This window comes from Bacillus sp. ISL-46, assembly GCF_018613205.1.
This window is the reverse complement of sequence record NZ_JAGGQR010000009.1, coordinates 78230-103017: the sequence shown is the minus strand read 5'-3', so window position 1 is coordinate 103017 and position 24788 is coordinate 78230. Positions and strand designations below refer to the sequence as shown.

Annotated in this window: 19 protein-coding genes and 1 pseudogene; 5 read left to right on the top strand and 15 right to left on the bottom strand. The window is 39.9% G+C overall.

Features of this window, described 5'->3' with window-relative positions; genetic code table 11:
* Positions 1 to 211: 211 nt before the first annotated feature.
* From J7E67_RS03790 to J7E67_RS03760, 7 genes are all read right to left on the bottom strand, one after another.
* A complete protein-coding gene (locus J7E67_RS03790; RefSeq protein ID WP_214711640.1) occupies positions 212 to 1627 on the bottom strand; it encodes a M20/M25/M40 family metallo-hydrolase in 1416 nt (471 codons plus the stop codon).
* Positions 1628 to 1677: 50 nt separating this feature from the next.
* The gene (locus tag J7E67_RS03785) at positions 1678 to 3114 is read right to left on the bottom strand and encodes an amidohydrolase (protein WP_214711641.1); all 1437 of its coding nucleotides are present in this window, start codon (positions 3112 to 3114) and stop codon (positions 1678 to 1680) included.
* A 500-nt stretch (positions 3115 to 3614) separates the two neighbouring features.
* Positions 3615 to 4547, bottom strand: a complete 933-nt coding sequence (locus tag J7E67_RS03780; RefSeq protein WP_214711642.1) for a VCBS repeat-containing protein — start codon at positions 4545 to 4547, stop codon at positions 3615 to 3617.
* A gap of 231 nt (positions 4548 to 4778) precedes the next feature.
* Positions 4779 to 5591 carry an SDR family oxidoreductase gene (locus tag J7E67_RS03775; protein ID WP_214711643.1) on the bottom strand — a complete coding sequence of 271 codons (813 nt, stop codon included), beginning with the start codon at positions 5589 to 5591 and terminating at the stop codon, positions 4779 to 4781.
* A 16-nt stretch (positions 5592 to 5607) separates the two neighbouring features.
* Positions 5608 to 6450 carry an aldo/keto reductase gene (locus J7E67_RS03770; protein ID WP_214711645.1) on the bottom strand — a complete coding sequence of 281 codons (843 nt, stop codon included), beginning with the start codon at positions 6448 to 6450 and terminating at the stop codon, positions 5608 to 5610.
* A 36-nt stretch (positions 6451 to 6486) separates the two neighbouring features.
* Complete coding sequence (locus tag J7E67_RS03765) at positions 6487 to 7335, bottom strand: NAD-dependent epimerase/dehydratase family protein (RefSeq protein WP_214711647.1); 849 nt, start codon at positions 7333 to 7335, stop codon at positions 6487 to 6489.
* A gap of 12 nt (positions 7336 to 7347) precedes the next feature.
* Positions 7348 to 8274, bottom strand: a complete 927-nt coding sequence (locus J7E67_RS03760; RefSeq protein WP_214731032.1) for an aldo/keto reductase — start codon at positions 8272 to 8274, stop codon at positions 7348 to 7350.
* A 166-nt stretch (positions 8275 to 8440) separates the two neighbouring features.
* Here J7E67_RS03760 and J7E67_RS03755 point away from each other — a divergent pair, with 166 nt between their 5' ends.
* The gene (locus J7E67_RS03755) at positions 8441 to 8767 is read left to right on the top strand and encodes a winged helix-turn-helix transcriptional regulator (protein WP_214711651.1); all 327 of its coding nucleotides are present in this window, start codon (positions 8441 to 8443) and stop codon (positions 8765 to 8767) included.
* Positions 8768 to 8990: 223 nt separating this feature from the next.
* Here J7E67_RS03755 and J7E67_RS03750 read toward each other — a convergent pair whose 3' ends face one another.
* The 5 genes from J7E67_RS03750 to J7E67_RS03730 all read right to left on the bottom strand — a co-directional run bounded on the left by J7E67_RS03750 (position 8991) and on the right by J7E67_RS03730 (position 16292).
* The gene (locus J7E67_RS03750; protein ID WP_214711653.1) at positions 8991 to 9851 is read right to left on the bottom strand and encodes an ROK family protein; all 861 of its coding nucleotides are present in this window, start codon (positions 9849 to 9851) and stop codon (positions 8991 to 8993) included.
* A 95-nt stretch (positions 9852 to 9946) separates the two neighbouring features.
* Entirely contained in the window at positions 9947 to 13057 is a 3111-nt protein-coding gene (locus J7E67_RS03745; RefSeq protein ID WP_214731030.1) for an alpha-mannosidase, read from the bottom strand.
* A gap of 24 nt (positions 13058 to 13081) precedes the next feature.
* The gene (locus J7E67_RS03740) at positions 13082 to 13906 is read right to left on the bottom strand and encodes a carbohydrate ABC transporter permease (RefSeq protein WP_214711657.1); all 825 of its coding nucleotides are present in this window, start codon (positions 13904 to 13906) and stop codon (positions 13082 to 13084) included.
* A gap of 14 nt (positions 13907 to 13920) precedes the next feature.
* Positions 13921 to 14841, bottom strand: a complete 921-nt coding sequence (locus J7E67_RS03735; RefSeq protein WP_214711659.1) for a carbohydrate ABC transporter permease — start codon at positions 14839 to 14841, stop codon at positions 13921 to 13923.
* 77 nt (positions 14842 to 14918) lie between these two features.
* Positions 14919 to 16292 carry an extracellular solute-binding protein gene (locus J7E67_RS03730; RefSeq protein ID WP_251026551.1) on the bottom strand — a complete coding sequence of 458 codons (1374 nt, stop codon included), beginning with the start codon at positions 16290 to 16292 and terminating at the stop codon, positions 14919 to 14921.
* 402 nt (positions 16293 to 16694) lie between these two features.
* On the opposite strand from J7E67_RS03730, the gene J7E67_RS03725 reads away from it, so the two are divergent.
* The 3 genes from J7E67_RS03725 (at position 16695) to J7E67_RS03715 (ending at position 19192) form a co-directional block, all read left to right on the top strand.
* On the top strand, positions 16695 to 17828 hold the full coding sequence (locus J7E67_RS03725) for a GntR family transcriptional regulator (protein ID WP_214711661.1): 1134 nt from the start codon (positions 16695 to 16697) through the stop codon (positions 17826 to 17828).
* 194 nt (positions 17829 to 18022) lie between these two features.
* Positions 18023 to 18760, top strand: coding sequence for a ZIP family metal transporter (locus J7E67_RS03720; protein WP_214711663.1), 738 nt, complete (start codon positions 18023 to 18025; stop codon positions 18758 to 18760).
* A 207-nt stretch (positions 18761 to 18967) separates the two neighbouring features.
* Complete coding sequence (locus tag J7E67_RS03715) at positions 18968 to 19192, top strand: hypothetical protein (RefSeq protein ID WP_214711665.1); 225 nt, start codon at positions 18968 to 18970, stop codon at positions 19190 to 19192.
* A gap of 239 nt (positions 19193 to 19431) precedes the next feature.
* Here J7E67_RS03715 and J7E67_RS03710 read toward each other — a convergent pair whose 3' ends face one another.
* Positions 19432 to 20580, bottom strand: a complete 1149-nt coding sequence (locus tag J7E67_RS03710) for a DUF4145 domain-containing protein (protein WP_214711667.1) — start codon at positions 20578 to 20580, stop codon at positions 19432 to 19434.
* Between the two features lie 631 nt (positions 20581 to 21211).
* Here J7E67_RS03710 and J7E67_RS03705 point away from each other — a divergent pair.
* Entirely contained in the window at positions 21212 to 21922 is a 711-nt protein-coding gene (locus tag J7E67_RS03705) for an SGNH/GDSL hydrolase family protein (protein ID WP_214731028.1), read from the top strand.
* A gap of 347 nt (positions 21923 to 22269) precedes the next feature.
* Here the strand turns inward: J7E67_RS03705 and J7E67_RS03700 are convergent, their stop codons facing one another.
* Together J7E67_RS03700 and J7E67_RS03695 are read right to left on the bottom strand one after the other, a co-directional pair.
* Entirely contained in the window at positions 22270 to 23451 is a 1182-nt protein-coding gene (locus J7E67_RS03700; protein ID WP_214731025.1) for a class I SAM-dependent methyltransferase, read from the bottom strand.
* 271 nt (positions 23452 to 23722) lie between these two features.
* Positions 23723 to 24612: pseudogene (locus tag J7E67_RS03695) on the bottom strand (electron transfer flavoprotein subunit alpha/FixB family protein).
* Positions 24613 to 24788: the final 176 nt, after the last annotated feature.

Sequence of the window (24788 nt, the reverse complement as noted above, 5' to 3'; positions counted from 1 at the left end):
TCACTGAGTATAATGAAGAATTTTCCAAGCGTCAATCTATTATTCTGACAATTTAGAATATTAAAATTAAAAAATAAGCGCTTTCTTTCCCTTTCTTTTCATAAAGTAAACGGTTTCTATCTTACTGGAAAATTCTGTGGTAGGTTTTCTTCCATATAATAAAAAGGCAATGTTCTCTCAATGGAGAACATTGCTTTCTTTGAAAACAGGATTATTTTATGCCTTCTAGTTTCTCCTGGGAAGCGTTTAACGACTCAGGGAAGCCTAGAAGCATATAAGCCATATGGACGATTCCGTTTTCAAAATCTTGTAGTTTGATAGATTCATTTGGGGCATGTGCCTTTGATCCAACCCAGCCCACCCCTGTACTAACGATTGGCAGCTGAAGCTGTTTACCGAATTCAAACATCGGACCGGTGCCAGCAGAATTAGGGGCTAAAATCCCTTCCTTTTGGTACACTTCTGTGGCCGTTTCCATGACATGAGAGATAAATGGGTGACTAAAGTCAGACCGGTAGGCCTTCTGCCCATTTACAAGGGTGACCTCGATATCATAAAATCCGTGCTTTTCTAAATGCTTTTGAATACAGCTAAGTATATGATTTGGATCTTGACCAGGTACCAAACGACAATCCACTTTCGCCTTTGCCACTTTAGGAAGAACTGTTTTCGCCCCTTCTCCAGTATATCCACTTATTAATCCACAAATTGTCATGGTTGGATGTAAGACCATTGCGGCCCTTGGGTCTTGTCCTTTTGCTGCTGTAATAAGCGGCCTTTTTAATCCATAAAGGTTCGATACAGCCTCCACGTTGAATGGCAAGGAACGGACAGATTGTTTTACTGCTTCGGAAGGCTCCTCAATGCCATCAAAGAAACCCTCTACTAAAATTTCATTTTGCTGATTTTTCATTGTAGCAAGCGCCTGGACTAATCTCCATGCCGCATTATCTACATACGCTCCAACAGAAGAATGCATATCTATATCGGCACCAGCACAAGTCAGCTCTAAATAAGCCATCCCCTTAATGCCGGCAACCATGCTGATTCTGTCTTGTTCGTCCTTTCCTCCAAATTCCCAAATACAGGCGTCAGCCTTAAAGCGATCACGATATTTTTCAAGGTATGGTGTAAGATTCGGGGAGCCAATTTCCTCTTCCCCTTCAATTAAAAATTTAATGTTGCAGGGCAATCCTCCCTGCGTTTTTTGTAATACCTTAATCGCTGTTAATCTAGCAATCAAATCTCCTTTATTATCGGCAACCCCTCTAGCGAATAATTTCCCCTCCCTAATCGTAGGCTGAAAGGGTTCAGAGATCCATTCATCAAGTGGTTCGGGTGGCTGCACATCATAGTGGTTATAAAAGAGTAAAGTTTTCGTCGAATCACCATTACTTCCTGCTGGAAAAAAACCATAAATGACGGGGTTGCCGCCTAAATCATCAAGAACCTCGGCTTCCCCTTTTGCCTCTTCAATCATTTTCACAACAAAACGGACCGTTTCTGGAATGGCTGTATTTTGTGCAGAAATAGTCGGGAATGTTAAATATTCCTTTAACCATTCAATGGCACTTGAAATAGCATTTTTTGTTTCATTTCTTAAATCGTTTAGATTTTGATTATTCATCATAAATCTCCTTTCGGGAAATAGTTTATTTTTTTATAAAAACAATGGTTCTAAATAGATGGAACTGGTGGGTTAATCCCGTCAGGTAATGGAGACACATAGCCCCCTTTATGTTTTATTTCGTTCCTGAATTCATCTTGTGCCTGGGCGACCAAACTAGGATTCTCTATTAATTCCACAACACTTAGACCAATCACCTTAGCAGCAGTTATCATTCCTTTTTGACCAATAGTGGATCCTACGGCGACAACATTTTGCCAAGAATGTCCGGGCGTCCCAATTGGTGCACAAGCTGTTGTAAATTGCGCTGTCGGGATATTCCATGAAACATCCGCGACATCTGTAGACCCAGACATACATTTTCCTTCATCGTAAGGTTCGATCACCTCATCATGCAAAATTTTGTCTAGCAGATTATTAGGGGCACCCGATGTTTTTACAACTACTTCCTTCATTCCTTGATCAAAGGAATCGGTCAGTTCTTTTGCTAGTTTCATATCGTTTTCATCAAAGGATGGAGCTCCCACTTTTTTCAAGTTATTCAGTAAAACTTGTCCTAGAACTTTATTCGGGAGCATATCATAACATCCTGTAATAAAGTCAATATTATAATCCGTTCCCGTCATTAAGGCGGCGCCTTTGGCAATATTGATTAATTTTTCATAGGTTACTTCCACTTCTGACCGGTGTGGTGCGCGTATGTAATACCAAATCTGAGCCTTGTCGGGAACAACATTAGGTGCACCTCCGCCATTTGTGATTGTTGAATGAATCCGTATTTGATCAATTAAATGCTCGCGTAAAAAATTGACTCCAATATCCATTAATTGAACAGCTTTAAGGGCACTCTTCGCAGCTTCTGGATTGGCAGCAGCATGAGCCGATTTTCCATAGAAATTAAATTTGACCGAATTCATCGCTAAAGAGCTGCTTGCCCATAATGAATTCAACGAATTGGGATGCCAGGTTAAACTAACATCTGCATCGTCAAAAACATGATCCCTTGCCATAAAGACCTTTCCAACAAGGGTTTCTTCTGCAGGACAGCCGTAAAATTTAATGGTCCCATCCATTCCTTCTTTTTCCATCCATTCCTTAGCCGCAATCGCCCCTCCTGCCGCAGCGACTCCATAAATGTTATGTCCACATCCATGACCGCTGGCTTCTGGGATAATCGGCTCTTTTTTTGCCCCTAGTTTTTGAGAAAGACCTGGTAATGCATCATATTCACCTAATATCCCAATGACAGGCTTCCCTTTCCCCCACGTCGCAACAAATGCGGTTGGCATACCTGCGATTCCCATTTCAATGGAAAATCCCTCTTTTTCTAGCTTGTTTGCTAACAATTTCGAGGATTGATATTCTTGGAGCCCAAGTTCGGCGTAATTCCAAATTTTTGTCGACCAATCTATTAAATCCTCTGCATGATCATCCACCCACCCTGTGATAACATTATTCAATTTCATTTTTTCAATGGATTTTGTCATCTTTTCATCTCCTTCATTTTATAGTTCAACTTTCATTTCCGAAGATTCTTCTGATTGGTTAGTAGGCTAATGGTTTGGTAGTTTGAGCTTTTTATCCAATAAGCTCTATTCACCTCCTCTGTATTTATTTTTTAAGAGCTTATTCAAACTTAAATAATTTTAAATATTCTGTAAACTACTTTGTGAAGAAACTTAACACTCTTTTTCCTATTATTACCTTCACCAATGCCAAGGAGTAAATATTCACTAGTTAGTTCATCTATTGTTTAATTAATCTTATGCTTGTCATCAAGGCTTTTAAGTCTCTTGGTTCTGAAACTGCAGCTTGCATGTTATTTAAGAAAGAAAAGTAACTCCATTTAGAGGAATATTTAAAAAACTTTCCTACCGTAATGTAAAATAGAACACTCATCCTTTTGGGTGAGTGTTCTATTTTTTCTGAAAATGATAATCTTTTACCTGTTTGAAATTTCTAATAAATCCTACTTTCAGTCCATTTTTTACATTTCCCCACCCGACATTGCCACTGTCTGCCTGTCAGGACCAAACACCTGACCGTTCCATTTCAATAGGGTTTGTACATATCCCAGATTGTCAGCATTGTACCTGCCGGCTATCCTCTGATACGCTTCGAGCTCATAAATATCATCCCTATTAAAATCAATCGGGTACAAACCAGATAAAGGGTTAACCCACCCATTAATGGGAGCCTTTAAAATACCTTGGGGGCTATAAATTTCCGATAAATATTCCTTCCCCTTATAAGTAAGGTCAAGAATATACTTTTCTTTGAGATGATAACTGATGACCTTTGCTTTGTATTGATTTTCATATGTCACATCGTACTTGTAGGAATCATTGAATACTTCCGAATTAAAAATTTGCCTTAATTGACCGTTAATATAAGAAAATATATACGCATAAATAGTGCCTGCGCTTCCTCCGGTTTCAATGACCACTAAAATATCATCGCCCTTTTTGCCTGTAAAATCTCCTTGGAAAAGGGTGGGGTTGTATCCAGAGTTATTTTTAAAATGGATGGAATCATAGTGATGTGTCCTCCCATTTTGGACAACCAACGTGATATCTTTCCAAAATGGACTATCAGGAGTTTTATATGCAGTTAGAAAGACATTATCCTTTATCCCGTCTCCATCAATATCGCCTCTCTTTATAGTTACAATGGATGGACCATTTGTTTGTACTTGCCTAGAATCAGCTGATTGCAGTCCCGCCCGTATTTCTAAAAGTTTGTGCTTTGAAGGAAAAGGATTTGGAAAGGATAAGGCAAACTCAATCGATTGCAGTGCTTCAGTAGTTAATCCAGCTCTTGCCTGGGTATTAGCCAAACAATACCAATAATAAGGATGATTCGTTTCACGTATTTTTGTGTAATAGTGATGGAGCTCTTTATTGAAATCATTGGTGTCCATTTGCAGCCCACCTGTCTTGTTATTCTCCATATTGGTCTGTTCCGTTCATCGAATTATTAATAATTTTCACAACGCGCGCTCTCCCGCGTGCGTTTGGGATGCACGTCGGCAGGCACCGTCTATTCAACTCTTACATATAGTCCTCATTATCGCCTATATATTGAAAAAAACGCAGATCTATCTTCGGTATCAAAGATAAATCTGCGTTTCCTTAAAATATAATACTTGAACTTATTTCTTTAACCGCAGTTTATAGAAGTCGGAATCACTTGCGTTAGCAGCAACTGTTTTTAATTGCTCTAAATCATCATAAACGGATACGACTCGACCGACATACTCATCTAGTTCCCCTGCCGCCATATAATAGGCATACTGTGGTGCTTGATGCGGCGGTACATCAATGTTTTGCTCGAATAATGACTCGATGCCAGTTAAATACGTTTGACCTACTCCTGTATATCGCTGGTAACGTGTCATGTCTGTATCGTTTAGGCCTGGATCTAATGCAAATACTTTGATCGGAGTTTCCGCTAACTCTTCCACTAGGTTTTCTGTTAATCTGGCAATCGCTGTTTTGGAGGTTCCATAGCCATTACCATATTTAAATGCACCAATCGTTCCGCCGCCCACTAGATTAATAATCCTTCCAAATCCTTGGTTTAACATGACAGGGACCACTGCATGGACACAGTGAAAAGTTCCAAATAAGTTGGTAGAGACATCAGTAATCCAATCTTCTTGATTCACTTCCCAAGTAGGACCAATGGCCATGAATGCACCGGCATTATTAATCCAAACATCAATTCGCCCATATTTTTCCATTACATTTTCTACTACTAGTTGGACCTCCGCTTGCTTTGTGACATCCATAGAAAACATCGAATGATCTGAAGAAAATTTCTCAAGCTCTGTTTGAACTTCTTTTAATTTTTCGGAATCTCTGCCAGTTCCAACCACGGAAAATCCTTTTTTCGCAAAAAATAAAGCAGTGTTACGGCCGATTCCTCTTGTTGCACCTGTTATGACGACTACTTGCTGTTCCATTTAGAGTTCCCTCCTATTAATCTCTGCCGATTACTTCAGGGTCACCGAACTGACGCTTATTCTGATTAAGAGTGCTTATTTGATTTAAATCTTCTTGTGTAAGTTCAAAATCAAAGATATCCGCATTTTCAGCAATACGATGTGGTTTGATTGATTTTGGAATAGACACGACGCCTGTTTGGATATCCCAGCGCAGGATCACTTGAGCAGTAGACTTATTGTACTTGTTTGCAATCTCAACTAAGACTGTGTCGTTAAGAAGTCCGCCTTGCATAAGGGGGGACCATGCTTCAAGCTGGATTTCATTCTTTTTACAAAAATCATGTAATTCCTTTTGATTAAAGACTGGATGGTATTCCACTTGGTTAACCATCGGTTTAATTTCGCAGTTTGCAAGAAGGTCTTCGAGATGGTTAACATTGAAATTACTTACTCCAATGGCGCGGATGCGTCCATCCTTGTAAAGCTTCTCAAGCGCTTTCCATGTCTCAACATATAATCCTTTAGAAGGTACTGGCCAGTGAATTAAATAAAGGTCTAAATAGTCTAAACCTAATTTGTTCAAACTTGTTTCAAAACCCGCCAAGGTAGATTCATAGCCTTGATCGCCGTTCCAGAGCTTAGTTGTTACAAATAACTCTTCACGAGGTACGTTCGATTCAGCTATAGCTTTGCCTACTCCCTCTTCGTTTCGATAAATAGCAGCAGTATCAATGCTTCTATACCCGACCTCAAGGGCAGTCTTTACTGAATTAACTACTTCCTCTCCTTCTTGTACTTTGAAAACACCGAACCCCAGCCAAGGCATTTTTACACCATTATTTAACGTAGTAGTACTTAGTAAATTTTTTGTCAACATATCTCTCTCCTTTTCCATTTTATAGAAAATTATTAATTATAACTCTACATAATTTCTCCACTGATGAACAGGCTTCCAATTTAATAGCTTTTTAGCCTTTTCGTTACTTAACAATGATTGAAATCCTGTCAAATCACTGCGGAAATCTTTCACTTCTGGAAAACATGTTTCCATAAGCTGCATGCTCTCAATATCCATACTCGAATCATCCGCAGCAATACATAGAGGAACTGAACCTAGTCCGTCTGTTTCAACTGCTAAACGATAAGCTGCTGCTGCGTCTCTTGTGTCAATGTAGCTCCAAAGAATCGTTTTTCGTAATTCAGGCTTATGTATAAAACTAGGGAAATTTTTATACATCTCAGGCGAGATTACATTTCCTAACCTCATAGATACAACCTGCATACCCGTTCTTTGGTGAATCATATCAGCAGTTTTCTCATTTACGATTTTCGATAACCCATAACTTTCTTCAGGCAGCTGTGGGTGTTCCTCATCGATTGGTACATATTTCGGTGCTAAATTTTGCTTAGAAAAACAAATACCATAGGACGATTCACTCGAGGAGATAACCGCCTTTTTAATCCCTAAAGTCCCTGCTGCTTCTAAAATATTATAAGTACTCATCACATTATTTTGGAATGTTACTTCGTTTGGATGGGAGTAGGCAACTGGTATAGCTGCCAGATGTACAACCGCATCAGCTCCTGCTAAGACGCCATAAACTTCGCCAAGCTTTGTTAAGTCTGTAATCACTGTTTTACAAAGCGCTTCTTTTGGATGCTTTATATCGGCATTAACCACTTCATACCCATGATTTAAAAATTCTATTATCACATCTCGACCAAGAAGGCCGCTACCACCTGTTACAACTACTTTTGGCATGTTAATTCCTCCCTATTTAAACACAGCTTGTGGATGCTCATCTGATACTAATTCTAAGTCTGCAGCCCGTGCATTTAATTCAACTTGTTCTACATTTTTACATCCTGGGATTACACTCGTAACAGCTGGATGCATTAGGCACCAGGCAAGTGCCCATTGAGCCATATTAACTCCTTCAGGCACTTCATTTCGTTGAATTTCTTCCACTAGTTTAAGCTGTTTTAAAACTTCACTTTGTAAATGGTTATTCCGAACATCGTTTTTATCAAATACGACACCTGGCTTATATTTGCCGCTTAAATAACCGCTTGCTAATGGAACCCGAGCCAGGACCCCAAGATTTTGCCGTTCACAGGAAGGAAAAACATGTTCCTCTGGTTTACGGTCTAACCGATTATACACAACCTGAATCACACTGGCATTTACTTCCGTTGCTAAGTCGGTTTGGTAGATATTCTCGTTGGAACCGATGGAAATTCCGAGATGACGGATTTTCCCTGCCTCGATCTGCTTGTCCAAAACAGTCCATAATTCGTCATTTTGAAATACGTCATCACTGCCAGAATGAAATTGATATATGTCTACATAGTCTGTTTGAAGAGCTCTTAAAGAATCGTCTAACTGCTTAACTACTTCCCCAGCGGACCAATGATTTGTACGGGTAAAGGATTCATGGAAATGATGGCCGAATTTTGTTGCGATTAGCCAATCCTCCCTTTTTTGATTTTTTAAGTAGCTGCCGATAAATTTTTCAGAAAGGTGATCACCGTAACATTCGGCTGTATCAATCAAATTAATTCCCATTTCCTTGGCCTTGTCTAAGATTTCATCTACTTCTTTTTGTGTGAAATCTTTTCCCCATTCGCCGCCATATTGCCAAGTTCCGATTCCAACAACGGAAACATTTAAATCTGTTTTTCCAAGCTTACGGTATTTCATTGGTCTCATCTCCCACTCTTTCAATATGTATGATTAAAACCCTTACACAAAAAAAGTATACGTTTTCTTTATTTAAACAACAACCACTGAAATATTTTTGCTATACTAACCTATATATTAATTACTATTAAATTTATAGTTTCTATAAATTAGAAAGAGGTAGTCTATGAGCGAAGTAAAAGAAACGAAACCTTTAGTGATTGAATGTTCCATTGAAAAAGCACTTAGTGTAATTGGGGGAAAGTGGTCTTTTCTTGTATTAAGAGAGTTATTCGAAGGGACAAAACGGTTTGGAGAATTACAAAAAGCTATTTCAAAAATAAGTCCAAAGGCCTTAACCGATACGGTAAGACATTTAGAATCCAATGGTGTTTTAATTCGGACTGTTCACGCTACAGTTCCCGTAACTGTTGAATATTCACTTACTGAAAAAGGACAATCCTTACATACCATATTAAAAGAAATGAAATACTGGGGTTCTTACTGGGCATAGCATTACTCTATCAGGGGACTCCCTGCGAGAATCTCTCCTTAACTGAATAGGTTGAAGTAGACTACCAAAATAGTGGGATAATGCCGAAAAGGCAATTAAGACATTCCGTAATAATTTAGATTTCTTAAAATGGGCCACAGGGACGGTTTCCACGGTTTCTTATGAAGTTTATGTCATAAAAATGCCGGCAATACCGTCCCCATGCTCCCCCGCCGTGTTCCAGTTAATTCCCCAACGCCATATCCCCAAGCAAAAGCGCCCCAGTGATCCCTGCATTATCACCCAAACCCGGAGCTACAATATAATCCTTCAGATCTGGTAGAGAAACATAGCTATTCATAAATTCCGGCAGATTTTTATATATAGAAGAAAATACTCGCTGCTGGTGCATAACCCCGCCGCCCATAACTATCTTTTGCGGTGAAAGAATTAAAATATAGGACATGAGAGCTTGAGCTAGGTAATATCCCTCTAAATCCCACACCTCCGCACGTTCAACAAGGTTGATGCCCTTGCTCCCCCACCGTTCTTCAATCGCGGGTCCCGCCGCGAGACCCTCAAGACAAGCTTGATGGTAAGGGCATTTTCCCTGATAGGAATCACGTGGATGACGATTCACAAGAATATGACCCATCTCCGGATGAGAAAGCCCTTGAAGGATCCTCCCATGAACAACAGCCCCGGCCCCAATTCCGGTTCCAACCGTGATATACAAACAACTCTCCAGCCCCTTTGCCGCTCCCAATCGTACCTCCGCCAATGCCGCAGCATTCACATCTGTATTAAAGCCAATCGGAACATCGAACGACTCTCTCAAGGCTTGGACAAATGGAAAATCACGCCATCCCGTTTTAGGAGTGGAGGTAATATAACCATACGTTGAACTATCTTGATTTACATCAATCGGCCCAAACGACCCAATCCCAATCGAATCCAGCTCAAATTGTTTAAAAAACTCAACCACCTTCGGGATGGTCTCCTCCGGCACAGTTGTCGGTATCTCCATCCGTTCTCTAATCCCGCCATTATTATCGCCTACAGCACAAACAAACTTGGTTCCCCCAGCTTCAATTGCACCTATCATCGCTATTCCCCCAATATGTAAAAATAACAAGAGGAGCCCAGCACGCGGCGAGCTCCAAACAGAAGCACGAGAACCGTCCCCGTGCTCCCACACTGTTATTTTAACTTTACAATAAAAGTCTTAATTTCGTAAGGTTTGATTTCAAATGTAAAGGGCTGATTTTCTTTAACTTCGGAGGTACCTCTTTCCATTAAGTCGCATTCCTGCCATGATTCAATGCGGAATTCGCTTGATACATCCACTGTTCCTCTTGCACCAGCAAATTCATGCATGCGAATAATCAGATGATCATTGCTTTCTCCTTTTTTAACGGCATCGACCATGACATTCCGAGCCGCAACATGAAACAATGAAACACTTTGTGTATGGCCCTCGGCATAGGTCAATGGATTATTAAGCTCCCAAGCCTGCCGGACAGTATTTCCTTCATACCAGCTTCCAGAATGAGGAAGGATCGAATAAGTAAACAAATGTTCACCTTGGTCAGCTTCAACATCAGGGTAAGTTGCCGACTTTAACAATGTAAGGCGGATGACATTATCTTTGATATCATGTCCGTATTTGCAATCGTTGAGTAAGCTGACACCGTAATCTCTTTCAGAAAGGTCTGCCCACTGATGGCCAACAGATTCAAATCGTGCGTAATCCCAGCTCGTGTTCCAATGAGTTGGACGTTTTACATTTCCATACTGAATATCATAAGTTGCCTCAGTTGCCCGAATGTCAACAGGAAAAGCGACCTTCAATAATTGGTCTTGATCATGCCAATCAATCTTCGTTTCAAAATCGATTCGTGGACTTGCAGCATACAGGACCATTTTCTGATTGATCACTGAGTTTGAGTAAACCCATGTAAACTCAACAACACAACGGACCGGACCATTTTCAATGACGTTTACTTCTTGTAAAGCCGAAATCTCTTTCATCTTTTCTTGGTAATAAAGATCAATATCCCATGCATCAAATCGCATTGGTTTATCTTCAAAGACTTGGAACACATTACCACGCGCATTAGGTGCTAAAATATTTCTTTGATTTTTCTTGTCATAGATTTTTACCAGCTGACCATTTTCATTCCATGAAATCTCATAAAAGTTGGACGAAATACCATTTCCAGATACCGTAAACGACGAAGTGATCTCATTCGTTCCCGTTTCATAAAAAATAGAGCTTTTTCCGAGAGATGGTACCTCATCTACTTTGACAAGCCATGCCCCATCAGAGGTTTGCTGAGCATCGAGCACTTCCCCTGTCTTGTTCTTCCACAATAAATCTCCGGTCGTATTGGTGTTAATTGTAACCGTATCATTTCGCTGCCACGAAGAGGAATTATAAATGGAGAACGATTGTTGCCCATCATTTATCCCTAAAGACTGGGAAGCTTCCTTCCAGGCATTAACTGCAAGCTCATAGGCTTGTGCGTATTCCAGTTTACTGTCTTCATAAACCTCGTGAATGGATGAACCAGGAATGATATCATGGAATTGATTCCGCAGGACAATTTTCCAGCTTTCCTCCAAATCTTGGACAGGATATGCTGACCATGAACCCGAAAGGATACTGCTCAAGGTATTGAGCCATTCTGTTTCACGAAGAATCAGCTCCATTTTACGGTTCATCCGTTTATTATAGGCCTGAGAGGTATATGTACCGCGGTGATACTCAAGATAGAGCTCTCCATCCCATGTATGAACATATTGATCTGTATTGTCTACAGTCTCATGAAGGCGTTTGAAAAACTCATCGGCTCTTCCTGTCTTAACAGCCGGCAAGCCTGGCATTTTGTCTAATCTTCTTCTCATTTCCAGCATTTCACGATTAACACCGCCTCCACCGTCCCCATAACCATAGGAAATTAACAGCTCCTGATTCACAGCTTTATCACGATACGCTTCCCAAACCCCTTTTACAGAACGGGGGGTAATCTGTCCGTTGTATGTATAGAACCAGCGGTCATCTTCAGGTGTCGTGATAAAATGAGTTAAGATCTCCGTTCCATCGATCCCCCTCCATTTAAACGTATCATGCGGCATCCGATTATACTGACTCCAGCTAATTTTCGTTGTCATAAAAGTCTTAATGCCGGATTTCACTAAAATTTGCGGTAGGGCCCAGCTGTACCCGAACACATCCGGAAGCCACAAATATTCGCACTCCTTCCCAAATTGTTCCCGAAAAAACTTCGTACCCAACAGTAATTGACGAACAAGCGATTCGCCTGACGTTAAATTGCAGTCCGCTTCCAGCCACATTCCGCCTTCTGTTTCCCAGCGTCCTTCCTGAACCCGTTTTTCAATTTGCTTATAAATCTCAGGATAATCTTTTTTAATATAATCATATAATTGCGGCTGTGTTTGTAAAAAAACGTAATCCGGGTATTTCTCCATTAAACGGAGTACCGTTGAAAACGAGCGGGCCGCTTTTTCCCTAGTATGTTTCAGCCTCCAGAGCCAAGCCACATCGATGTGGGTGTGTCCAATCGCCGTGACGGTTACAGGGTAGTTATTCGGAATTTGCTCAATTTCTTCATTTAAAACGGCTTGCGCTTCAGAAAGGGAATGATAGAAACCTTCAGAACCAGGCGCAGACCAATCAATTAAAAGGAATGCCCTGTCTAAGGCTTTTAATAAAGATTGCCTTTCCGGCTGATTTTCCTGTAGATACTCTATGGTGGCGAGTGCCGCCCTTGCGGTGTAATAAAGATCATCAACCTTTTCATCCAGGCAGGCGATAAAAGCCGTTTTCAACTGATGTTCCTGCAGGGTCGGTTTACCTCCGCCTTCGAGCCCTGACCAAAGTCGGAAACACATTTCAATGGTGGTACCTGCAGTACTTCCATCCAAAAATACTTCCTGATGGTTCATGTCGACTCCTTGATACGGCTCTCTATTTACGTAGAGCAGGGACTCAAACCCTGAATTATTACCACCGCCTGTTTTTCCGAAATCAAACACGCCAACAATGGTTTCAGTACCCCATTGTTCAGGAATCGGCAGGAGCGTTTTGAGCCAAATGTATTGATCTCGTCCTTCCCATCGATCCCCTACATTCATCGTCCTCCATGGCCCATCCTCACGAGGTTTTTCGGCAATTTTTCCTTCCACATCATCTTGGGCTTGAAACGCTGCCACTGGCAGAATATTTCTATAACGATAGGAATCTAGTTCTTGTATCCTTCTCTCTAGCTTTTCCATTGTCCAAAACATATCAAACACTCCTTTAAATAGTGATTATCCTTTGGAAGCTCCACCTAGACTGAAACCTTGGGACATAAATCGTTGCGAAAACATATATAAAATGACAGAAGGCATTGTATAAAGCATCGAGAAAGCGGCAAGCTTTCCGTATTCAATCATTCCAAAATTACCAAAGAACTGAAAAATTGTGACTGAGGCCGGAAATTTATCTGGTGATTGGATTAAAATGTACGGAACGAAAAAGTTTCCCCAACTTCCGGAAAAGGTAAAGATCGCGACCGTGCAAATTCCAGGAATCATCAAGGGTGCAACCACTTTTCTTAAACCTGCCCAAACGGATGCACCATCGATCCACGCGGATTCTTCTAATTCCAATGGCACAGAATCCATAAAGTTTTTCATCATCCAAATCGCATATGGCAACCCGGATGCCGTTAAAAACAAAATCGTCCCGATAAGAGAATCCTGTATATTGAGATAAAGAAAGAGCTGATAGACAGGCACCATGACTGCCGTAATCGGCAAAGCTGTCATGAACAAAATGGAATACATGAATGGCTTTTTAAATTTCAAAGCATACCGTGATAGTGGATAGGCTGCCATGATGGCCACAACGACAATCAGCACGGATTGTCCAAATGAGATAAATAACCCGATTCCAAACGAACGAAGGTTGGCTGGATTCGTTAAGATGGAAGTGAAATTCTTCACCGTAAAGGAACTGGGCATTTTCAATGCTTGCTGAGCATTAGGATCAAAAGAGGCAAACAGTACCCATAAAAGCGGGATGAGAAACAAAATACCAATAATCGTTAAAATGATGTATGGCACAACTTTTTCAGTTTTGTAACGGTTCACTTCTAACTCCCCCCTTAAACATCGACCTTCATGGACCGGATATAAAACAAGCTCGCACAAATACCAATGAGGAGCAGAATTAATGATATGGCCGTTCCATAGCCAAGTTGGTAATTTACAAATGCCTGGTTATACATATAAATAGGAAGAGTTTGTGTCGATGTTCCAGGACCGCCGCCTGTCATAGCAAAAATTAACGTAAACACCCCTAACGTTTGCAAGGTTACTAGAATCATATTAGTAACAATGGATCCCTTCACCATCGGCAGAACGATACGGAACAAGACTTGAAAACGGGAAGCTCCATCTACCATCGCTGCTTCTTCCACACTTTTCGGAACATCATCCAAGGCTGCCTGGAAAACCAGCATCGAAAAAGCAGTTCCGTGCCAGATATTAGCGACTACCACACTGACCATCGGAAAGGTATAAAGCCATGTAACTTGTTTTAAACCAATATGCTGAAGGAGCATATTTAATGTTCCGTTATCACTTAAAAATGCCACCCAACAAAAAGCAACCACGATTTCAGGAGTTACCCAGCCGGCAATGACAATAATGCCAATGATCCGGCGAAATGTTGTGTTTTTCTCCTTCATTAGGACAGCCAGAATAAACCCCAAAACCTGCTGGCCAATGACGGCAGAAAAAAGCAAGAACACAATCGTTTTTACCACACTAATCCGGAAATTCGGATCTTGAAACATCGTTATAAAGTTTTGAAAACCGATAAACTGAACACTCTTAGCCGCTGTACCTGTTAAAGTAAGATTCGTAAACGCAAAATAAAAAGTCAGTAAAATAGGACCAACAAAAAAGACAAGCAATAGGATCCATGCCGGAAACAAAAAGAGAACCGATTTCAGCAGCGTATGATTCTTTTTCGTTTTCTGCTTGATAGTGACTGTTGGTGAGACAACCGTATTTGTATTCATTTCACACCCCGTCCTATTATTTATGTTAAAGGCTACCTTTTTAGGGTATTACAAGGTAGCCTTGCATACCTATACGACTATTTTTCGATTACATTATCTGAACCGACAATTTTTGTGACATTGATCTGATACTGCTTTGCAGCCTGATTTGGTGTTATTCTTTCTGATACAACGTCTTCGACAAGGGTTTGTATTTGAGTCGATACAGTTGGATATTTATCAACTGCTGGGCGGAAATGCGTAAATTTCAAAAAGTCAGTGGCTTCTTTAAACATTGGGATTTCTTGATACTTTTGTTCTTGTGCAACATCAGTACGCGGAGTCAAATTCCTTTCTTTCGATAGGAGCCCAAGATTGTTTTCTTTACTTGAAGCAAATTTAATAAACTCCCATGCTACATCTTTATCATGTGAATTTTTTGGAATAGCAAGAGCCCATCCACCGGACATGGATGTGGTTCCAGGAGCCTGTCCATGTTCAGTCGGCATTGGTGCAAACCCTAACGTCTTGAAGGCTTCAGGCCAAGGTGCAGCACCCGTTTCCCCCCAAGTGCCTGCCTGCCAGAATCCATCCAATCCGATGGCAAGCTTTCCTTGAGGCATTAATTGCTGGTATGCCATGGAACCTCCCTGCCCATTTAGTACCTGGGAAAGATTCGGCCCCAGCTTCTCCTTATAGACCGTATGAATAAAGTTGAATGAATCCGTTAGCCCTTGGCTTTTTACAATCCACTTTTTCGAATCGGTATCATATAGAGGTGTTTCCGTACCATATAGCAGCATTTCAAAAGTTTGCATCGACGTTGCTTCCCCTGTGGCTTTACCTGAGTTCATCCATAATGGTGTGACACCAGGCACCTTTTCTTTTATAGTTCGAGCCGCTTGAAGGATATCATCCCAGTCTTTAGGTTCCCATGGAACTGGAAGACCCGCTTTTTGGAATAGATCCTTGTTATACCAAAGTCCCCGGGAATCGGTGTTATATGGCACCCCATAAATTTTTCCGTCCTGAGCAATTACACCCTTTTTAACGCTGTCATTAAAGTTGCTCCAATCACTCCAGTCCTTGATCTTATTATCAAGAGGCTCTAAATAGCCTGCACTCGCATCTGAATTGACCATAAAGGTATCCTCTGTGACGATGTCAGGTGCCGTATTTGGGGATTTCAGCATTAAGGCAATTTTGGCAAAATAATCACCCTCTGAAACATTAAGCGGTGCAAGCTGAACATCTACCTTTGGGTGGTCCTTTTCAAATTGCGGTATGATCTCTTTATTAAGCCAATCAGTTAACCCTTTGTTTGTTCCTCCTCCTGATCGGTAGGTAATTTTGATTTCTTGCTTATCACTGCTGTTGGAGGATGTGCTTTGATTTGAACACGCTGAACTTACTAAAACACTGCCGGTGATAATCGAAACAGCCGCAATCTTCTTCAACATCTTCTTTTTCATAAATCTCTCCCCTTTTACGCTTATTTTCATTAAAGAAAACGGTTACAATTTTGATTTAAAAAAATGGATGATTACTCTCACCTGGTACTTAATCCCTCCCTTAACATAATTTACTAACTTAATATATCAATATCTTAATTGATATATTAAGTACATGTCAATATATCATTTGAATTTTCTTTCTATTCACACAAAAACAATCCAAAAGTACTATAAAATGTAAATAGATAGCATTTTCGTATTACTATTCAAGCTCTAGTTGATTGTTTTTTTATTGAATGCATTAAATATGTCTATTTCTTTAAGAAAAATAGGGATACCAATGTAAAAATATGAAACTACATTGAAATAATTTGTACTATATGATATATTAAATATACCAACTTATTAAGGATGAGATATATGGAAACTCCATTGTATGAAAAAATTTACCTTAACTTGCTAAACCAGATTGAGACTGGTCAATTGAAACCAAGGGATCAGGTTCCCACTGAGAAAGAATTGGCCGACCAATATCAGGTCAGTCGAATAACTTCTAAAAAAGCGCTTGAGAAATTAGTGCAAATTGGGGCTATTGAGCGCATCCGCGGCAAAGGCTCCTTTGTATCTAATACACTTCCGGATTTTGGAGCCATTAGTCCTAAGACTAATTCGGAACAAAGGGATCATCTAATTCAAGAAATGAATGAGTTAATAGGACTAATCATTCCCGAATTCTTTAGGGATTGCTTTGGCAGGCAAATACTGAGTATTATTGAGAAACGTTGCTCGGAATTGAAGTTTAACTTATTAGTTAAGGTGACATATGGAAGCCAGGAAGAGGAGGAAGATGCCATCAATACAATGGTCCAGCAGCAGGTGAAAGGGATCATTATTTTTCCTGTCCATGGGCATCATTACACAACAAGCTTACTGCGATTGGTTCTGGAGGGATTTCCACTCGTCTTAATCGACAGATATTTAAAAGGAATACCAGCCTGCGCCGTTTATACTGATAATCATACCGCGGCTCAAAGTCTAACAGAATTTCTGTTTACTCGCGGACATGAGCATATTGCTTTTGTTTCACCTCCAGAGGAATATACCTCCTCAATCGAAGAGAGAATCCAAGGGTTTAAAACAGCTTATTTACAAAAGGGGATTGCCGTAAATCCGAGCTATATCTTAGCCGATATGTTCAGTACATTGCCGACTTTTGATCGATCAGCTGAGTTTTTCGAGGATCAGATCAAGCTGCGGAATTTCATTCAGGAAAATTCTCATGTAACGGCATTTATTGCTTGTGAGTATGAAATCGCCTGTGTACTTGCACAAGTACTGAAATCCCTCGGAAAATCGATTCCGGATGATTACGCCATTGCTTGCTTCGACCATCCCGGATGGTTGTATAATGATATGATTTTCACTCATATCAAACAGGATGAAGATGTCATCGGATCAAAGGCAGTAGAATTACTGTTAAAACAAATTCAAGGAGAAACGGTCCCAGTACAAAATATGGTAGATTACAAGTTGATTGAAGGAAATACCATATAATGTGGAACTTCTCGTAATTAAATATAACTTGTTTAATGTCTTTTTATGGTTTGGCCGGATTCTCATGAATCTGGTCTTTTTTTTAGTGTCTGTGACAATTCTCCTGTTTTAAAATCATACCTTTAGGTGAAGGGAGTAAAAAGAAGCAAGAGAACCGTCCCCATGCTTCCACAAACTAACTTGGAGGAATATGTATGAGTATTGTCCTGTTTATCGTTGTTTTCATTTCGTCTGTTGCTTATATATTGGGTGGCATGATTGTTTTAATCAAGAAAAACTGGTCTCAAACTAGTGTTCTCGCTATAGCTGCCATGAGTGCCGGCTTGTTGTTGTCTATAGCAATCCTTGATTTAATTCCAGAAACTCAAGCTGAACTAAAAAATAGCAGTCTTTTTATCATGCTGGGTCTTATTTTCATGTACCTTGTTTCCTATTTGTCAAAGGCATCAAAAAAAGGGAAAGGGAACAACGAATTCGATGACGGTTCCATGCTAGGAATCTCATTGGGTATGTCTCTTCATAATTTCCTTGAGGGTTTATCCATCGGCGTTAGTTATTCTATTAGTGTCAATTTAGGAATAATGGTTTCCTTTGCATTGGTTCTACATAAAATCCCTGAAGGAATCACCTATGCCGCATCGGTGTTAGCCATAACTCAAAATCATAAAAAAACCGTTATTAATCTGTTATATCAAGGCCTATTTATGTGGTTAGGTGTTGGAATGTCCATTTTGTTATCTTATTTCATAGAGATAAACGAAAAGGCTCTAGCCATTCCAATTGCCATAATCGCAGGCATATTCCTCTACCTCGGCGGAACCGCCTTACTACCAATGACCAATAAAATCACCAACAGAAACATTCCCATCTCTTTTGTGAGTGGAGTAATCATCTATATTATATTTCATAGCATTTCTGAGTTTTTAGGATAGGGAGCAGGGGGACGGTTCTCATGCTTCGCAAAAATGGAAAAATGGGGTCAGTCCCCCGGCGCGTTAAAGCTTTAGTTTACCGGGGGACTGTCACTAGAATTCTGGCACGCAGGTCTCAAGCAGTTTTGAAGGCTGCGGTAGACCCCAAATTTTCTTATCTATATTACAAAAAAGTTCCCCTGCAAAATTTAAGCTGGGGAACTTTTTATGGCTTATTTAGTATGGTTTGGATGGATTATATCTGAAACAATTGACTCCTTTATGAACAAATCTACCAAAACGTTATACCTCCTAATTCCCTCAGATTGTTCCACCGGTGCATTTTGGATGGAGGATAGACTATTTTTAAAATGGGCACTTGATTGGTTAATAGTAGCCATTTCATTCCTTTTCGTTCCAGTTCATCCCGTTCCGCAGGTAATATTTTCATAAGTTGAATCACCTGTTTATTCAAAGATTTCTATTCATTTTTCCCTATATTCTATTTTCAATCATTTTCAAAATAAATCCTGCTAATCGTTTAGAGATTTGAAAAGATGATAGGTTAGATTCAAATATGTATGGCGTGACTGCGTGGGAATCGAACCGCCCACAGGTCTTGTGGTCGGCACTATCCTCTTAATTACTTTGTGAAACTCCTCGATGAAGCTCATAAATCAATTATCAAATCATTAAAATTGAGATGTTACAGGCTCAGGAACTTTACTACTTTGTTGTTTTTCCTTTAATTGATCAAATAACTTTTGCACAGTCCCGATTCCTACATTTGAATACTTAGCCAAAATAACAAGCTCCTTTGGCAGCTGTCCAACTGTTTCAATTTGATCTTCATTAAGCTGCCTCAAAAGGCTCGGTATTCCTGTGAACTCAGCAGCGGTAAGGGGTATTTGTGATAATTCTTCCGTTACGATTATGTAATCAGCTTTATAGAAGTAGAAGAGTTCCCCTGTCCGTTCCAGTGAAAGTTGTCTCCGTATTTTCTCCTCCTCAAAAAATACTTTTAGTTCTTGAAAGAAGGTTTCATCATTTTTTTCATTATATCGTTTTACATGTTTATGCAATCCTTCTAGATTGTTTGGTAATTCACTCATAATTCGCGCTTGCTGCTCTGCCCCAAGTCTAATGAGAAAGGTCTCAGAAATGGCAAATCGCTGAGGCAATAGAAATGCATCTCGTAAGAAGTATGGAACTTCAAGTTCTTTTCCTTTATAGATAAGTGTACGAATAGGTGTAAAACCCGGCTGTTCTGATTTAGGTGAAAAACCTTCTGTAGACTTTCCTGCATCCCCTTCTCCTTGCTTACCTTGTTGTTTTTCAGTTGATGCAATAAGAAGTTTTTCCAACGATTTGAGCCGCTCTTGTATTTCTACTATGTCAAACGATTGTTTCACCTGTGGTGATGGGTCTTGATAACTTGGAACCGTAAAATCTAATGAACCATATACCTCTACGTACCATTTAACGATTTTATAGATAGATTCCCAAGATAATAACGCTTCTGAAAAACGAAACGTCCGAGTATCATGTGCTGCTTGGTTACCGATTTGTCGAACATAATGAAGTGCATCTCGAATATCGGGTTTTATATAACCGTTTACATTTAGTATATCGATACGGTCTTTTATATTTGACCATTGCTCATCCGGCAATTTTTCTGCTCGAATGACCTGTTTTAAAATATTTTCTACAAATATCCTTGCATGGGTAAGCATTGTCCGCGGGCTACTGAAAATACTATTTTCAAGTTCATTTGCAACTAAGGCTAGCTCTTTTGACATCGGTTCAAGAAATTGATAAAAATAGGATGGTTGTTTCTCCATTTGTTATTTCCCCCGGTTATATTAATCTAACTATAGTATTATTTTACCATATGATTTATGATTTCGTTTCAGATTATATCAGTAATGTATTACAAAAATTGAATTTCAGGCACAGAAAAAGTCCAAGATTAACCGATATAAAAGTTAATTTTGGACTTCTTTCTTCAACTTTTTTGTTTTCTACTATTTAGGGACCAATTATTACATTAGAATACAAAAGAGTGCACTTACCAAAAATTGTTGAATGGTTACTGAATTCTTTTTATTTTCGACAAAATACTACTAAACTCAGGCGGTGACACCGCTATTTGGGAGAAATGGATTCAGTCCCCGTTGGAGAGTTAAAAAAAGTGCCAAGCACTCTATTTACTTACAATTTAAAAGAACCTTGGATAGAAAAGCAGCTTTTATCCCAATATCTAATGTTAGAGTTTTAAACTGCTTTCTGATAACTTTTAAAAAATAACTTGTATCTACAATGGGGTTATTGTTGAAGTTCGCTAACCCCAAAAATGTGACAAAAAGTCTGTCCCCTTTTTAATTTTTATCAAAAAGATGACGAATGTAATTATTATTCATTTTATGAAGATGTTATATTAAAAGAAAAATCCGCCTAAGAATGGTGATATAAGTGAAAATTATTTGTTTTGGCGATAGTCTAACACGTGGGGTCTCCGTAGTAAAAGGGAGATTGCGAATCCTGAAGGAAAACTATCCTGCTTTCTTACAAGAGTTATTTAATCAGCAGGAAGAAAATGATGTTACCGTTATTAACAAAGGAGTTTTTAATGATAACTCTGATTTAATGTTGTCAAGACTAGAAAAGGATGTACTTAATGAACATCCCGATTATACGATTATTGAAGTTGGCGGAAACGACTGCAATTTTAACTGGAATGAAATTATCGAAAAACCCAAGGAGGAACACCAAGCAATCGTTTCTCTCCAACGGTATTTAGCGAATATCAGTGAAATTGTTAAAAAAATGCGAGAAGGTGGTATTATACCAATCATAGCAACCTTACCCCCATTAGACCCAGTCAGATATTATCAGACCATTTCCACCCAATATAGCCCTTCTATTGGGAACTGGATCGGTAAATTGGGGGGCATTCAACACTGGCATGGAATGTATAACTACCATTTAAATAAATTGGCAGATGAGTTAAAGGTACCCAAAATTGATGTTAGAACGGCAATTAAAAAAGCAGGTGATTCGATTAATTTAATCAGCGATGACGGCATCCATTTAACTGCAGAAGGCTATAATGCTTTTAGTATGGCGGTCTTTAATTATTTAATTAAGTGGTCGGATAATCAGATTCTAACATCAAATAGATAGGGTTTTAACTGCTTCTGAATTAATAGACATTAAATGGACACTGTGCTCTTTTGGGTTATAGTTAATTTATGGGAAAATTATATAAAATGAATGAAGCGGGAATAGGAAAAAGCTAAACTTATGTCAGTTTAGCTTAAAAACCATCGTTATGTACTAGCCCACACAATTTCACTAGTTATGGCTGCTGCGCTCCCGCCCTGACCCGTTCTCAGTGTGATTGTTGGACTGAGTTCCCTAAAGAACTGGTACAAACAATATATCATCCCTACCATTTGGAAACTACCTGTAAATTTTGGATATAGCAAGTACTGTTTTCCATTAAACTGGGAATAAAAACCAATTAGCTGCTATTCTGGTCGTTCATCCAGGTTGTGATACCTTACAAGCTGACCAAGGTGACCGAACTCCCCGACCGCCTCCTCCATCAACCGGTGTGCCTCTTCATATGCGCAGGCAGGTAAAATATCCAATTCATGATACCCCATATTTCCATAGTTATAGACAAGCAAAAACCTATCTGTCTCCCAAAGCTCAAGTCGAAACACATGCCAATGGTTCGTCACTTTCAATTGAATCCCTGAGAAGAATGTTTTCTCCCCCAGCCGTTGATAAGCAAACTCCGCTGTCCCTCCTTTATAGGACCTACCCTCCTCAAATACAAGTGGGTAACCTTTCGTATATAGGTGTTCCATACCTTCCAAGGTTTCGAGACTGGTCTCCCTTTTTGTCGCCACAATCACAGGAGACAGCCTATCTACTCCTATTTCATGGTATTCGATGGTACCACTGTCATCCCATTGAATATGGAAACCAGCATCCTGAAGCACATTCGCCCACCTTCCGAGATCTGCGGAATTTTTCAATTGTTCACAAGAGAGATACAATCCATCCTCCGTTAACAAACGATGGACTATTTCTAAATAACGACTGTCACCATAGGTTGGATTCTCCTTCACGTACTCTAGAAGTGACCAATAGTTTGAAATCATGATAGGCCCCATGATCTCATGAAAGGTCCGTGATGAAATGATTAAATCAAAAGAATTCAGGGAAAAGTGCTCAGTTACCTCCATAAAATCCATTTGGTAAAAACTCACGTTATTAAGCCCTTGCTGCATGGCCAACTGCTGTGCACATTGAATTCCATTTCCACACTGTTCAATGCCAACGATCTCCGCATCTGGAAAAATCGTGGCGTACCAGCAAGACAGCAACCCATTATCACAGCCAATTTCCAAAATCCGCTTCGGCTTTAAATGAGTTTGCTGACTGATCCAGTTAAGCAAGGACTGATGGAAATTCATCGTCCATGATTCTACTGCCAAACTGAAGGGCAGTGTTCGGTTTTTCACTTCATAAAGATTCCCTTTTAGTTTGCGGTCCATAGTGGGTTGGAGTTCCTTAGCCAAGAAGGAGTCAACCTCGGTTACGTGCCTCCAAAAGTCTTCTTTGGTAAAGCAGTTCTTGATACCCAGTGACTTAAAATAGTCAGAGACACTTTGTGACTTTAATTTGGTATTTATAAACATAGTATTATCTCCAGTTTAGGCGTATTTATTTTGCTTAACAGGACCAAAACCTATTAGTTAGTATTATTATCTGATACTAATTATAGCATAAAAAAAAGCTTTACTCCTTAGTGAAGTAAAGAAAAAAGTGTAAGCGATTAAATGAAATTTTCTAAGGCCTTTGGAGGTTAAACAAATATTGTTAATCCGAAAGGCTAAACGCTAGCAGAAGCCTCATGGAAGAATTCACTCACGAATGACAGAGGAATAATGGTAATAATTCAGCCCTAACTTACTTCATCACCTTGTCACTAGAAAGTGCATGTTTAAACTGTTCGATTAGGACAGGAACGATCTCAAAGGCATCGCCAACAATTCCATAATGACAGTTCTGAAAAATAGGAGCTTCTTTGTCCTTATTAATGGCAATAATTAAACCAGAATTTTTCATTCCCACAATATGTTGAATCGCACCAGAAATCCCAATCGCAAAATAAATCTTTGGCGTTACCGTCACACCGGTTTGCCCTACTTGATGAGGGTGGGCAATCCACCCCGCTTCCACCACATCCCTGCTCGCACCAACGGCTCCTCCAAGGGTTTCCGCCAACCGGTGTATTAACTGAAATCCTTCGTAGCTGCCTAAGCCTTTTCCGCCAGCCACAACGATGTCCGCTTCGTCGATTCTTACCTTCTTAACCGTTTCTTTTACAATTTCCAAGACTTTTGTCCGGATATCTTCATCCTTTAGTGAGACGGTTTCTTCGATGACCTTTCCTATTCTCCCCACCTCTGGGATCAGCGCCTTCATGACCTTGGCGCGTACGGTCGCCATTTGCGGCCTGTATTTTTTACATAAAATGGTCGCCATAATATTTCCGCCAAACGCCGGCCTACTCGCAAGGAGTAACCCCGTTTCCTCTTCCACATCCAGCTCCGTCGGATCCGCCGTCAACCCTGTCGGTAGGTCGGTGGCCACTGCACTTGCCAGGTCTTTTCCCGTTGAGGTGGCCCATAGAGGATAATTTCCGGTTTATATTTATCACTGCACTCTAGCAGCGCCTTCATGTAGGTTTCGGTCCGGTAATGCTTAAAGAGAGGTTGATCATAGACATACACGGTATCTGCTCCATATTCAAAAGCGGTCTTTGTTAAAGGTTTAACATTTTCCCCGATGAGAATACCCGCTAGTTAATAAAAACTCAGAAAGCTAATACATATTTAAAGGTTTACGTGATTGATAAAGCTGGAAATCAAAACTACCGTACGATTAAAGTCGTAAAATAATTAATACGATGTGATAAAAAGTGAATTTCTTATTGCATCGTATTTTTTTTAGGCAATCTGGAAATAAAAGT

Bases quoted from the DNA above. Each gene is read 5' to 3' on its own strand.
- J7E67_RS03790 (WP_214711640.1), bottom strand. From the start codon at position 1,627: ATGAATAATCAAAATCTAAACGATTTAAGAAATGAAACAAAAAATGCT.
- J7E67_RS03785 (WP_214711641.1), bottom strand. From the start codon at position 3,114: ATGACAAAATCCATTGAAAAAATGAAATTGAATAATGTTATCACAGGG.
- J7E67_RS03780 (WP_214711642.1), bottom strand. From the start codon at position 4,547: ATGGACACCAATGATTTCAATAAAGAGCTCCATCACTATTACACAAAA.
- J7E67_RS03775 (WP_214711643.1), bottom strand. From the start codon at position 5,591: ATGGAACAGCAAGTAGTCGTCATAACAGGTGCAACAAGAGGAATCGGC.
- J7E67_RS03770 (WP_214711645.1), bottom strand. From the start codon at position 6,450: ATGTTGACAAAAAATTTACTAAGTACTACTACGTTAAATAATGGTGTA.
- J7E67_RS03765 (WP_214711647.1), bottom strand. From the start codon at position 7,335: ATGCCAAAAGTAGTTGTAACAGGTGGTAGCGGCCTTCTTGGTCGAGAT.
- J7E67_RS03760 (WP_214731032.1), bottom strand. From the start codon at position 8,274: ATGAAATACCGTAAGCTTGGAAAAACAGATTTAAATGTTTCCGTTGTT.
- J7E67_RS03755 (WP_214711651.1), top strand. From the start codon at position 8,441: ATGAGCGAAGTAAAAGAAACGAAACCTTTAGTGATTGAATGTTCCATT.
- J7E67_RS03750 (WP_214711653.1), bottom strand. From the start codon at position 9,851: ATGATAGGTGCAATTGAAGCTGGGGGAACCAAGTTTGTTTGTGCTGTA.
- J7E67_RS03745 (WP_214731030.1), bottom strand. From the start codon at position 13,057: ATGTTTTGGACAATGGAAAAGCTAGAGAGAAGGATACAAGAACTAGAT.
- J7E67_RS03735 (WP_214711659.1), bottom strand. From the start codon at position 14,841: ATGAATACAAATACGGTTGTCTCACCAACAGTCACTATCAAGCAGAAA.
- J7E67_RS03730 (WP_251026551.1), bottom strand. From the start codon at position 16,292: ATGAAAAAGAAGATGTTGAAGAAGATTGCGGCTGTTTCGATTATCACC.
- J7E67_RS03725 (WP_214711661.1), top strand. From the start codon at position 16,695: ATGGAAACTCCATTGTATGAAAAAATTTACCTTAACTTGCTAAACCAG.
- J7E67_RS03720 (WP_214711663.1), top strand. From the start codon at position 18,023: ATGAGTATTGTCCTGTTTATCGTTGTTTTCATTTCGTCTGTTGCTTAT.
- J7E67_RS03715 (WP_214711665.1), top strand. From the start codon at position 18,968: ATGGCTTATTTAGTATGGTTTGGATGGATTATATCTGAAACAATTGAC.
- J7E67_RS03710 (WP_214711667.1), bottom strand. From the start codon at position 20,580: ATGGAGAAACAACCATCCTATTTTTATCAATTTCTTGAACCGATGTCA.
- J7E67_RS03700 (WP_214731025.1), bottom strand. From the start codon at position 23,451: ATGTTTATAAATACCAAATTAAAGTCACAAAGTGTCTCTGACTATTTT.